General features: G+C 38.4%; 11 protein-coding genes and 1 pseudogene. 8 read left to right on the top strand and 4 right to left on the bottom strand.

Annotation, left to right across the window (positions count from 1 at the left end):
• Positions 1-376 precede the first annotated feature (376 nt).
• The 7 genes from KK060_RS14785 (at position 377) to KK060_RS14755 (ending at position 7,834) form a co-directional block, all read left to right on the top strand.
• The gene (locus tag KK060_RS14785) at positions 377-1,156 is read left to right on the top strand and encodes a WecB/TagA/CpsF family glycosyltransferase (protein ID WP_254154529.1); all 780 of its coding nucleotides are present in this window, start codon (positions 377-379) and stop codon (positions 1,154-1,156) included.
• Positions 1,153-2,373 carry an O-antigen ligase family protein gene (locus tag KK060_RS14780; protein ID WP_254154528.1) on the top strand — a complete coding sequence of 407 codons (1,221 nt, stop codon included), beginning with the start codon at positions 1,153-1,155 and terminating at the stop codon, positions 2,371-2,373. The genes KK060_RS14785 and KK060_RS14780 overlap by 4 nt, the downstream gene beginning before the upstream one ends.
• Positions 2,374-2,527: 154 nt before the next feature.
• Positions 2,528-3,913 carry an undecaprenyl-phosphate glucose phosphotransferase gene (locus tag KK060_RS14775; protein WP_254154527.1) on the top strand — a complete coding sequence of 462 codons (1,386 nt, stop codon included), beginning with the start codon at positions 2,528-2,530 and terminating at the stop codon, positions 3,911-3,913.
• Positions 3,914-4,189: 276 nt separating this feature from the next.
• Complete coding sequence (locus tag KK060_RS14770) at positions 4,190-5,035, top strand: MraY family glycosyltransferase (RefSeq protein ID WP_254154526.1); 846 nt, start codon at positions 4,190-4,192, stop codon at positions 5,033-5,035.
• Positions 5,032-6,138, top strand: coding sequence for a DegT/DnrJ/EryC1/StrS family aminotransferase (locus KK060_RS14765; protein WP_254154525.1), 1,107 nt, complete (start codon positions 5,032-5,034; stop codon positions 6,136-6,138). The genes KK060_RS14770 and KK060_RS14765 overlap by 4 nt, the downstream gene beginning before the upstream one ends.
• Positions 6,139-6,185: 47 nt before the next feature.
• Positions 6,186-7,223, top strand: coding sequence for a phenylalanine--tRNA ligase subunit alpha (gene pheS / locus KK060_RS14760; protein ID WP_254154524.1), 1,038 nt, complete (start codon positions 6,186-6,188; stop codon positions 7,221-7,223).
• 113 nt (positions 7,224-7,336) lie between these two features.
• On the top strand, positions 7,337-7,834 hold the full coding sequence (locus KK060_RS14755; protein ID WP_254154523.1) for a Rieske (2Fe-2S) protein: 498 nt from the start codon (positions 7,337-7,339) through the stop codon (positions 7,832-7,834).
• 537 nt (positions 7,835-8,371) lie between these two features.
• Here KK060_RS14755 and recO read toward each other — a convergent pair.
• Genes recO through KK060_RS14735 form a run of 4 tightly spaced genes read right to left on the bottom strand, consistent with a single transcriptional unit; the run spans position 8,372 to position 12,245 of the window.
• Positions 8,372-9,040: a DNA repair protein RecO gene (recO, locus tag KK060_RS14750; protein ID WP_254154522.1), complete on the bottom strand. Its 669-nt coding sequence runs from the start codon at positions 9,038-9,040 to the stop codon at positions 8,372-8,374.
• 3 nt (positions 9,041-9,043) lie between these two features.
• Positions 9,044-11,281 (bottom strand): type IX secretion system anionic LPS delivery protein PorZ, encoded by a 2,238-nt coding sequence (porZ, locus tag KK060_RS14745; protein ID WP_254154521.1) that lies wholly within the window; start codon positions 11,279-11,281, stop codon positions 9,044-9,046.
• A complete protein-coding gene (locus tag KK060_RS14740; protein WP_254154520.1) occupies positions 11,278-11,874 on the bottom strand; it encodes a thymidine kinase in 597 nt (198 codons plus the stop codon). The genes porZ and KK060_RS14740 overlap by 4 nt, the downstream gene beginning before the upstream one ends.
• A 47-nt stretch (positions 11,875-11,921) precedes the next feature.
• Positions 11,922-12,245 carry a 2Fe-2S iron-sulfur cluster-binding protein gene (locus KK060_RS14735; protein ID WP_254154519.1) on the bottom strand — a complete coding sequence of 108 codons (324 nt, stop codon included), beginning with the start codon at positions 12,243-12,245 and terminating at the stop codon, positions 11,922-11,924.
• Between the two features lie 82 nt (positions 12,246-12,327).
• Between KK060_RS14735 and KK060_RS14730 the strand changes: the two are divergent.
• Positions 12,328-12,790: pseudogene (locus tag KK060_RS14730) on the top strand (hypothetical protein); the annotation flags it as partial.

Here is a 12,790-nt window from a genome sequence, read left to right as displayed (position 1 = left end):
TATTTCTTACTAGTTTAACTTTTTAATTGCTGCTTAGAGGTTATTATTTGCTAAAGACTGAGGTTTACTGAGTTATGAGTAACAGTGATAACTATTGTCTGTTTACTCTTCAATAATGTGATAGGTTGCTAACATTAAAGGTGTGCCCTTCGTGTTGTTTAGGTGTATTTTGAGGAATAGGTGATGAAGTTGAGTTGTTAAGGTCTAGAACTCCTCAGTTAATCCATGTAATATTGACTATAACATGTTTCCAATTGATAGAGGAATTTTGAAACTTAATTCTGTAATAGATATTTAGTTTCTAAACTCAATTATATAAGTTGCAAAAATAATAGTTTACGGTCTTTTTAACTTCGATATCATCGGGATTCCATCTATGCTACTGCCAGCTTCTACAGAAAGGAGAAAAGTGATCGTTCTTAACATCGATTTGATACGCTATAACAATGCCATTACAAGTATTATAGCATTAGGCCGCGCAAAACAAGCAGGATATGCATGTTTTGTTAATGCCCATATGGCCATTGAGGCGTATAAGAAAAAAACATTTTCCCAGGCTGTCAATGCCGCCACCTTTCTATTTGCGGATGGTATGCCTATAGTAAAGGTGCTGCGTTTGTTTTATGGTGTGAAGCAGGACAGGATTGCAGGGATGGATTTTATGCCCTCTATTATTAAGGCATGTGCTGAAAATGAACTTTCGGTTTTTTTATTTGGATCTACACCGGATGTCCTGAGCGCAATTGAGAGTCGACTTAGAATCCTTTATCCGGCGTTCAAAATAGCTGGTAGAATTTCTCCCTCTTTTAATGAATTCTCTGAAGAGGAAGCGGAGAGCTATGTTAAACAAATAAACGGGTCTAATGCAAATCTTGTGTTAGTTGGGATGGGGTGCCCGAAACAGGAAACTTGGATGGCTAAATACTCAGAAAGGATTAATGCTCCACTTTTAGGTGTTGGAGGAGCATTTGCGGTTTTTGCTGGACTGAAGAGGCGTGCTCCAAAATGGATGCAAAAACTATCTCTTGAATGGCTGTATCGATTAATCCAGGAGCCAAAGCGAATGTGGAAACGCTATTTATTTACAAATACGTTATTCATTTTTTTGATAATTAAGGAATGGCTTCAGGGTAGAGCTAAGGATAGAAGTATATGAAAATTAGCGAGATAAAAAGCTACTCGGAGAGGTTAAATATCATTTTATTATCGATTATAGTTGGCACATTACCGCTTACATCGTTACCTAAAATAACAAACTTTTTTATCATTCTTTTAGCTTTAAACTGGCTATTTCAAAGAAATCTACATATTAAAAACGGGCTCGTGTTATTTTTCTCACTATTCTATTTACTTCATTTTGTAGGTGTTTTCTACTCAGATAATAGTAGGCAAGCCTTTTTTGAATTGGAGAAGAAAATGACCTTTATAATTTTTCCCGTGTTGCTATCCAGTTTACCGGGATTAACTGCTAAAGCGTTTAAAAATATCTTAACTGTTTTTGTTGTAGCATGTCTTCTCTCTTCTCTAATTTGTCTCTCATACGCTATTTATCGTTTCCTATTAAATTTTTCAATTGAATATTTTTTCTATTATCCGTTAGTAGAGGTAATAGGTATTCATCCTATATATCTTGCAATGTATATTTGTTTTTCCTGCTTTGTAATTTTTTATTTCTACAGGCCAAAAGGTACGGATAAAGCTATACGTCATTTAGTTTTTTATCTTGTCTTAATTTATCTCATAATCTTTCTTTTTTTATTATCAGCGAGAGCTGAGATATTAGCTTTTTACATTATTTCATTTGCATTCTTAATTATCTATTTTAAAAAGAAGCAGAAATTGTTAAGAGCATTTATTTCATTCGGTGTATTAAGCTTAATTTTTTTGGTGTTGGTTTTTTTGAATCCCATAAATAGGGAGAGATTTAAAGAGGCAATAAATTATAAATCAGAGTATACAATAGAAAAACAATGGGGTGGGAGGGCAGAACGGTTGCTGATGTGGGATTGCGGCTTTGATATTGTAAAGGAAAATTTATTTGTTGGAGTGGGTACAGGAGATGCGATAGACGAGTTGGAAGAGTGTTATCGAGCTAAAAATTACGCAGCATTATTGTTCTATCCAGATATTTCCTATAATGCTCATAACCAATATTTGGAAACTACAATAGATTTGGGTGTATTAGGCTTGTTTTTACTTTTTTCCAGCCTTTTATATCTGATTTTCAGAGCGATTAGAACAAAAGATTATCTCTTTCTATCATTTTTGGTACTATTCTCAATTGCCTCACTTACAGAATCGATGCTTGAGGTAAATAAGGGAATTATCTTTTTTACTTTCTTTAGCTCATTGTTCTTCTGTAAAACTCCTTAAGTACATCGCCAGCAATTAATATTACAACTTAATACAAATACAAAACTCTTCTATTATAAGTTCTATTCCAACTAAATTAAAGTCTATTGTGTCTAAGCTATTGAGATGGATTTTAAATTGGTTTTTATTTTTTAATTTTGCCAAAACCCACTCTATGCAACATCACAGGTACTCGAAATATCTAAGAATCCTTACTTTTTTGGGTGATATCCTAGCTCTGAATGGATTGGTATTAACATTGTATCTTACAGGCCATTTTATAATTGATACATCAGAAAATTCATGGTTTCTTTTTCTAGCGGTTCTCAATCTTTCTTGGCTTGCAATAGTTTTTTATGCTAACCCTTATAAGTCAAACAGAGTTAATTCTCTGTTGAAGCTTAGTAGTTCAATCGTATACTCAGTTGGGCAGCATTTGTTAATTACGTGTACTGCCATATATCTATTAGATTTTGTTATTGTGCATAAATGGGGACCTCTGGTTGTTCACTTTGCATTTCTAATTATTGTACTATTTTGGAGGCTCAGTTTGTACTATTCTCTTAGTATATATCGAGCGAGAGGCTATAATTATAGAAATGTTGTGATTATTGGTTTTGGATCAATAGCAAAACAACTTGAGGTTTTTTTTGCTGTACATCCAGAATATGGTTACAGGTTTGTTGGTTATTTTGATGATCATGCAAATGGTAAAAAGAAGCTAGGAGACATTAATGAATTGGAGGAGTATATTGAGACTAATAAACTTCTTGTGGATGAAGTTTACTGTTGCCTTCCTTATGTTAAATACGGCCAAATAAAGAAGATAATAGATTACTGTGAGAACCAGCTTATAAAAGTGAAAGTGATTACAGATTTTAGGGCCTTCTCTTTCAAGGGGTTGGAATTAGAGAGGTATGACCATATACCGGTTTTAAATGTCTCATCGATTCCTCTGGATGACAGGCAGAATCAAATAGTAAAACGTGGATTCGATATCATGTTTTCTTCGTTATTCCTTCTATTTATTGCATCGTGGTTGTTTCCTCTTATAGCGATATTAATCAAGTTGGATTCTAAAGGGCCAGTTTTCTTTAGACAAAAACGAACTGGTAAAGACAATAATGATTTTCTCTGCCTCAAATTCAGAACTATGTATGTTAACAATGAGGCAGACTCTAAACAAGCAACAAAATCAGATTCGCGGATTACGAAGGTTGGAGCTTTCTTGAGAAGAACTAGTTTGGACGAATTGCCGCAATTTATCAATGTTCTTCAAGGTGCCATGTCTGTTGTAGGTCCAAGACCTCATATGTTAAAACATACGGAGGAGTACTCGCGGCTTATTACCAAGTTTATGGCTCGTCATAATGTTAAGCCAGGAATTACTGGACTGGCACAAAGTAAGGGCTATCGAGGTGAAACGCAGAATTTAATTGAGATGAAAAACCGCGTTAAGCTTGATCGCTTTTACATAGAAAACTGGTCTTTCCTTTTGGATCTTAAGATTATTATAGCAACAGTGATCTCTATGGCTAAAGGAGATCAAAATGCGTACTAATATTACACCTTGGCCTCACGTAGTATACTATTGTCTATCTTTATAGACTTGTATACTTTTTATGACCAGTGTTATTGGTGCTGTACTAACTTCCTTGATTGTATCGGTCTTAATATTCCCGATTTTAATTAAGTATTCTAAAAAAAAAAGTTTGTTGATGTCCCGGGCGGGAGGAGAATTCACAAACAGGTAACGCCATCCATAGGCGGGGTTGCAATCTTCTCTGGTTTCCTTGCATCATCAGTTTTCTGGATCGATGCTGTTGAATGGCCTGCATTGAAAATAATTCTTGCCGTTTTATCTATCACATTTGTTCTAGGCCTTTTCGACGACCTGGTTCAAATTAAGCCTTTAGTAAAAATTCTAGGGCAAGCTCTTGCCGGTAGTGTTGCCTTTTTTCTTTTGGACATAAAGCTCTCTTCTTTCTATGGTCTCTTTGGTAATATTCATTTTAATGATTGGATTAGTTATCCGCTTACGATTTTTACCATCATTATTCTTACAAATGCTTTTAACTTGATTGATGGAATTGACGGCCTTGCAGGTTCTTTTTCGGTTGTGTGCCTTATTTTCTTTGGAACCTGGTTTTATGTAGTAGGAGAAACTTACCTGAGTATTATTTGTTTCGCAATGGTTGGCGCGATTATCGGTTTTCTGATTTTCAACTGGCAACCTTCTCAGATTTTTATGGGCGACACAGGTGCGCTTCTTATCGGCATGATGATATCCATCGCTGCAATTAAATTCATCAACATAAATTATGATTTGCCATTAAACAGTATCGTCAGGTTTGAAGCGTCGGTTTCAACAGCAATATCTGTTATTATAATTCCAGTTGTTGATACTATAAGAATAATAATCATTCGGTTGTCCTTGGGAGTTTCGCCTTTAACACCTGATAAAAGGCATATCCATCATTCATTGTTACGAATAGGGTTGAGCCATCAAGAGGCTGTATTACTGCTTACCAGTATCCATTTGTTCTTTATAAGCGGAGCGTTGATGATGAAGTCTATTTCGGAGCTGACTGTCTTATTCTTTGTTGTTGCGTTATCTCTTACATTAAGTTTTCTTTTGCATTTCTTTTTGATTAAGCAATTGAGACAAGAAAACTTAATATGAACATTCCCTTCATTGATTTAAAAGCGCAGTATGAATCCTTTAAAGAGCGAATGGATGCAGGGCTTTTATCAGCGGTAGCTAATTTTCAGTTTGCTAAGGGTAAGGAAGTATTTGAGTTTGAAGAGAAATTCTCTAAGATAGTCGGATCCAAGTATTGCATTAATACAGGTAACGGCACAGATTCTCTTTTTCTGGCCCTAAAAGCAGTTGACATTAAAGCAGGGGATGAAGTCATTACGCCCGCATGGAGCTGGATTTCCAGTTCCGAAACTGTTTCAGCATGTGGTGCAAGGCCGGTCTTTGCTGATGTTGATTCCAGAAGTTATACCATTGATGTTGATGCTGTAAAGAAGAAGATCAATACGAAGACAAAAGCTGTTATTGCCGTACACTTATACGGGCAGGGTGCTCCCGCGGAAGATTTAAAGAATCTATGTAATGCGCACGGGCTAACGCTAATTGAAGATTGTGCGCAGGGTCATCTAACTGAAGATAACCACAAAGTTGCTGGCAGTGTTGGTCATCTGGCTGCCTTTAGTTTTTATCCAACAAAGAATCTCGGAGCTTATGGGGATGCAGGCTGTATAACAACAAGCGACCCTGTACTGACTGAGAAAGTTAGAAGGCTGGCAAATCATGGAGCTTTAAGGAAAGATGACCATCTGATGGAGGGTTTTAACAGCAGAATGGACACACTACAGGCAGCCGTTTTGTTAATCAAGCTTCCTTACTTAGAGGATTGGACTGTTAAGAGAATAAAGAATGCTTTATTGTACAATGAGGGGTTAAAAGACATACCTGAAATAACGGTTCCCTTTGTCAGGCCTTCATCACGGCATACTTATCATATCTATGCTGTTAGAGCAGCCTTAAGAGACGAGCTGAGTGCCTATCTTCTTGAACATGGCATTCAAACTATGATTCATTATCCTCAAGCACTAACCAACCTGCCAGCTTATAGGTATTTAGATTTGGATCCAAATGATTACCCTATCGCCAATCAATTAGAAAAGGATATCCTTTCCTTACCTATTTATCCTGAGCTTGAGGAAAATCAGATTGGATATATCTGTGAAAAAATAAGGTCTTTTTATAAAAAATAGCGGTTATCTGATTGATTCTTTAAGTTTGTACCTCGAAAACAGGTGAAATGGAAGAAAAAATACAGGTGTTATTAAAGGAAGTATCAGATTTCGCTGCCTCCACCAAACAGGAACTAGAGAATTTCAGGCTTAAATATATCAGCAAAAAGGGTGCATTGGCTGAGCTTTTTGAAGATCTTAAGAAAGTACCTGTTGAGCAGAAAAAGCAGGTAGGAAAGGTATTGAATGAGTTAAAGCAGGCTGCTGAGAGCAAGTTTGCTGCCCTTAATGAAGCCCTTGAGTCTTCCGGCGGTAGTAATATAGATATAGATCTCACGCTTCCTCCTGTGCCAAATAAGGTAGGAAATCTTCATCCCTTAACACTTACAAGGCTACGTATTATTGAGATTTTCGAGCGTCTGGGTTTTAATGTAGCAGATGGACCAGAAATTGAAGATGACTGGCACAACTTCTCTGCTTTGAATTTTCCTGAGAATCACCCGGCCCGTGAAATGCAGGATACATTCTTTATTGAAAAATCAAATAAGGAAGGTGGAGATATATTGTTAAGAACACATACATCCAATGTGCAGATTCGTTTGCTGGAAAAACAACGCCCTCCTGTTCGTGCTATTATGCCAGGGCGGGTTTATAGAAATGAAGCTATCTCTGCAAGGGCACATTGTTTCTTTCACCAGGTTGAAGGATTGTATGTCGACAAGAATGTGAGCTTTGCAGACCTTAAGCAGACCTTGTTTCACTTTGCAAAAGAGATGTATGGTAAAGATATCAAGCTTCGCTTAAGACCATCATTCTTTCCATTTACAGAACCTAGTGCTGAAATAGACGTAACTTGTCTTATCTGTAAAGGCAGTGGTTGTGTTGTTTGTAAAAAGAGTGGTTGGGTAGAGATTGCCGGTGCTGGTATGGTACATCCAAACGTATTGAAAAACTGTGGTGTAGATCCTGAGGAGTTTACTGGTTTTGCATTTGGTATGGGTATTGAAAGGGTTACCCAGCTGCGCTACCAGGTTAATGATTTAAGACTTTATTCTGAAAACGATATTCGCTTCCTTAAGCAGTTTCACACAGAAGGCATTGTTTGATGATTGGTGTTGCTGCGCCATTCCCACTAAGAATACCAGAAAGGTTCTATACAATTAAAAGGATTAGACCGTTACCTATGTACCGCTTGCTGATGCTAAATTGAAATTTCACAATGGCAACAGGAAGACATAGCGAAATGATGATGAGATATTTTAATACAGATTGCTTTGACAAGGTACGGAACGTGCTTGTGTTGGTAATGCTTATGGTAGTGTTGTCGTGTGATCGTGATTTATCGGATGATCAGATTCCCTTTGCCAGCTTTGGTACCATTTCGATTAACCTGAATCTTCCGGAATACCAAAAATTAAGAACCTCTGGTAATACTTATATAAACAGTGGTGGTGTACGCGGTATTATTCTTTACCAGGCTAATCCTACTACTTTTATTGCTTACGAGAGAAATTGCTCTTATAGACCTAACGAAGCTTGCTCTACTGTAGAGGTACATGCCTCTAACCTCTATATGTTTGATCCGTGTTGTAATTCTACATTTGATTTTGCTACTGGAACTCCTACCAGTGGTGCGGCATGGCGACCCCTAAGAACATACGAGACGCAACTTTCAGGATCGATTCTAACTATTACGGATAGAGTAATAGAAAATTAACATCGTCAACATTTTTTAATTGAAAAGGCGATAGAACGCACTTTTTTGACAGTCTTTACCCAGTGTATTCCCAGGAAGCCCCTGTTATATAACCAAAGCACCGATTCCTATTGCTGAAAAACCTGGTATTGAGGTACGGGGTGTATAACCACTACATTCTTTTTTTCCTGCTGACTACTAATCCCAGAAAGGGTGGTCAGTTTTTATTAGCGCTACTTCTAAGGCCCTGTTAAAGCAAAACCAGCATTTCGGTAAGAATTATAGGTATCTGTGGTGTATGGTACGGTGAACTTAATGCAGGTCTGATATTGACCTGTAGATACCTTGACTCGAGGCAAAGTCGTGGCATACTCGAGGCATAGTCGAAGCATGGTCGAAGCATCCTCGAAGCATCCTAGGGATGATGTCAGGTTAATAGCCGCTCAACTGGGAATCTGATAGGAGGTGAGACGTCGGGAAATAGGGTTAAAAAGGCAAGTATTGCCACTTTTGGCCATAAGTCTAAGAAAAATGGAAAGTGAGGATTGGGAAAGTTGGTTAGTGCAGAATTTCCCTCAGGATGGTTACTGAGTTCATTTCTCCCAGGGTTTCTATGTGCTCTGCATAGAATTTTAGAAGCAAGTCGAGTAGTTCTCTTCGTTGATCTGCGGCCATTTTAATGGCAGTCTGGTAGTCTGATTTTAAGACCGTGGCGAGGATTTTCTCAATTTCTTCGCTTGTTACCCTTCCTCCTAAAACTTCGTTGACATTTTGCACCCCAAAGCCTAAGTAACGGCTTAGTTTAAGCATAAACTGAAGGTGGAAGTTCTCGAAGTTTTCTTCAAGTAGATCGAGGGTAATGAAGGACTGGCTGATAAATTCGAATAGGTCTTTAGCGTGGCTTTCGTCTTTGACTATCTTATTCAATAATTCAGCAAGAAAAAGTGCAATGGTAGACTTCTTTATATCGGATGGAATGGTAGTGTAGGGATGGAAGCATTGAATCTCTTTTATTCTTTCAATGTTCGCATTTTCGCGGTGGTATACTACAAGGTTAAGGAGCGTGAGGGGTTGGTAAAGGGCTATTTTGTTTTTTGCGCTCTTGCTTCGAATACCGTTGACAATGTAGGATTGCAATCCGAAAGTTTCGGTAAAGATTGTTACGATTATAGAGGTTTCTCCATACTTAACAAATCTGAAAACAATACCTCGTGTTTTATGTACCACGGCTTATTCAATAACTGCTATTTTTCCAACCATGCTTTCTGAGCCATCATCTTTCGATGCAAAAACAAGATACACGCCAGTGGCAGCTCTTCTTCCTTTGTAGTCACGAACGTTCCAGGTGGCAGTACCGCCATTGGCTTGTACTTGCCAAACCAATTTACCGCTAACATCAGTAATCTTTACAGAAGCATTTTCGCTTAAGCCTGTAATGCCTACGGTTCCTGAAAATTCAGGAGTGACAGGATTGGGAAATATTTTGATGTTGTCAGGCTTTACTTCTGCTACGGTAGCATCGCTTCTGTACGAGATAATTCCTTTATCCGTTGAAAAGAATACTTCACCCGTTTGGTGGTTGATGGATATGTCGGAGATGTGGTTAGATGGGAGCGGACTGTTCTCAGTAGTAAAACGATGCACTAATGATTCGCCGGTAGGATTGAAAAGCCAGGCACCTTGTTGTGTGCCGATCCACTTTCTGTTACCTCCATCAATAGCAATTGCTGTAATTATTTCGTCTCTTAAGAGAAATCTGTTTTCAAAAACTGGTTTAACAGCGTCTGCTTTTTGCGAATAGAAATAGGCGATGCCCGAGTTGGTTCCTACCCAAATGTTACCTTCGCGGTCCAGTGCCAGTGATCGAACAGCTCTGCTGGGTAAACCTCCTGATCCTGCACTTTCATTAAGCCAAATATTCTCTCCGGTTTGTGTATTCAGAACAATAATTCCACCACCTTGTCTTGGATCTATAGCCATCCATAAGTTGCTGCTGAAATCTGACGCGACCCGCAAGGGATATCTGCCCAAAGCATAATTAACTATGTAAGAATTCCAGGTGTTGTCTTGTTTAAGAAGGTGGATGGGAGAAGCTGCGCCGTAGTTAGCCACAAAGACACCTTGTGAAGAATTTTCCAGTGCGGTTATATAGATGCCTTTTCCATCAGGATTGATGTTTTGCAGCGGACTATTGGTATTGTTATAGATTGTAGAACCGGAAGAGGTTTCAGCGGAAATACCACTACCATAGGAGGCAGTAAAGGTGGTGTTACTTAAATCGGCAATGTCAGTAACATCTGTTAAAGGTAAAGAGGATAACTTCCATTGACCATTTTCGAAATAATTGATGTGGCCATCGTTCCCTAACGGTATACCTAAGGATGTATAACCTCCGCTCAAAGCATAGAGTCTGTTGTTTATGTGTTTAAGGCGAAATGCACTTGTAATTGTTGGTCCGTTGGGAAGGAAGGAAGTAAAGGTGCCACTGATATTAGATACGAGTCCATTTTTAGCGTCGGCAATCCAGTAGTAACCATGCTGATCGATTATTGCTTTTTGTGGTGAAGGAAGGTTGTCATTAGCAATTTGCTGTAGTTGATTGTTTTTGTTTAACAACCATAATTTTTGCGATCCTGTAATTGCCAGATTTTCTTCTGCTCCTTCAAGCGCGAGGAACTTGATGTCATTTAACAAACCTGTATTAACGAAAGCCTGGTTATTGTACTGGTAAAGTCCTTTGCCATTTATACCAATGAAGAGGGTATTGTTAAACGTTGCTATTGAGTGAACAGTATCTGCAAGTTCGCCGCTGTCAATCCGTTTCCAGTTGTTGTAATCTAGCAGGTTATTTTTTAAGCTACCAATGAGTACACCTTTACTTGTTGCAAGGCTTATGCTGTCTTTGTAGATGATACTTTTAAATATGCTCAGATTTGTACCTTGTGAGCCTAAGTCGCGCCAGGTCTCTTTTACTTCGTTGTTGTTTAGATCCAGGAGAACGACTCCATAATCCGTAGAAAGGTAAGCGATTCGGTTACTGATAGTGATGTGGTTAATCCTTTTTGAACCTACAATGGTATTGAGGTCTCTTAGTCGTGTAAAGTTTACTACTTCATTTTCTTTGATAAGATCGAGATTGCCATCTTCATAAGCGATTATGAGCTGATTGGTATTTTCGTTGTAGGCAATGTCTGTTATGCCTGCACCTGTTAGTCCTGAAAGTTTTGTATATGTGTCTAAACTATTGTCTGTGCGGTCAAAGATTAAAACAGCTACGTCAGACGCTGCATAAACCCTATCAGATCCTTGGGCAATGGCTTTGATGTTATTGAAGGAAAGGTGCATGCGCCACGTACCAACAGGGATATCGGTTTGTGCCTTTGTATGATTGATGGTAAGGCAGAACAGAAAGGAGAAAATGAAATTAAAGATCTGAGAAAGGCGGATCGTGTTTTTTCTAGACGTCATTTCTTTCTTGCTTTCATTCCTTCGAAAAAGGCTTTTCTGCTTCTTGCTTCGTATTCACCCTGTTCGCCAAGCATGACCTGTTTGTCGTTATCGCTAAAGCGATAAGAGAAAGATGCAAGTTCGCCAGTTTGGGCACAGATAGCGTGTACTTTTGTAACAAATTCTGCTACTGCAAGCAGATAAGGCATGGGCCCGAAAGGTTTACCTTCATAGTCCATATCGAGGCCTGCTATAATAACCCGCTTTCCACTATTAGCAAGGGAATTACATACTTCAACTATTGCATCATCAAAAAACTGGGCTTCGTCAATACCGACCACTTCGCAGTCGCCCGCGAGAAGAAGAATGTCACTTGCAAAATTAACAGGTGTTGACCGGATGGTGTTTTCGTTATGAGAGACGATGTTTTCGGGATGATATCTTTTATCGACAACCGGTTTAAAGATTTCTACCTTTTGTTTTGCTATAAGAGCCCTGTTGAGCCTTCTGATAAGTTCTTCCGTTTTTCCGGAGAACATGCATCCGCATATTACCTCTATCCATCCAACCCTTTCGTTGTGTCTTTTGCTGCCCAGATGTGGTTCAATAAACATGGTGCAATTTAACAGATGGTTGTCTAAATCAATAAGCCGGAAGCGTGTTAATCGCTGTATGCTACATGGGGTAATTTATAGAATGCAGGCGCTGAAACGACAATATCGCCAATTGGTTTTGATTGACAGGAGAGTCTTTCATTACTTTTTAGCCCATTATTTTGCCGGTATCGCTGTTCCGGTACGCTTAGATCTCCCAGATTCTCCATTCCTTGTTCAACAATTACCTTACAGGAGGTGCACCTCCCTTTTCCACCGCACGCATGCATCCAATCAATTCTATTATCATGAAAGTGTTGTAAGAGCGTTCTGCTACGATCCTGTACTTCAATCATTTTCCCAAAAAGGTTTCGGATGAGGATCTTGGCCATGGATAAATTGGTATTTAATTTGAATCAAGAAGTTTTAACTTTATAATTGCCAATTACGCTATTTAATGGCATATCTTTAATTATGGATGAGAAGATAAGTTTAGACGCTATTGCCCGTTATGCAGATGCTTATTCGGATAAAGTAATGCGGAGTTTTTTTTCTGATAAAGATCAGATAACCGGGAAAGAAATTTTGTCATTATCCAGTGTTCACCAGGTTAATCTTTTTGTAATCCGCGAGTTGTTTAAAGCCTGGAAGGAGGAGACCCGGAAAAATAAAAGTGTATACTTTGATTATGAGCATCCGGAAGTTAAAGAAGCATTGGCTACTTATATGTCTGTTGTGTCTAATCATATTTTACTGAGCCAACAGAACCTGGCGCCTTTAATGAAAAAGGCTGTAAGCCAAACTTTGCTTGTAATCTTTGATCCTTATGATTTCTTCTCGATGCTCATTTCGGGCGTGAATAATAAACTTGAAATTGAATCTTTTAAAGAAGAGATTAAATATCTGAAAGTAAACAAGGCCCCGCTAGAGCGCATGC

Origin of the sequence: Chryseosolibacter indicum (genome assembly GCF_018598585.1) — a bacterium.
GTDB classification, from domain to species: Bacteria; Bacteroidota; Bacteroidia; order Cytophagales; family Cyclobacteriaceae; genus Chryseosolibacter; species Chryseosolibacter indicus.
Note: the sequence above shows the minus strand (reverse complement) of the source record. Positions and strands in the feature narration are given on the sequence as shown.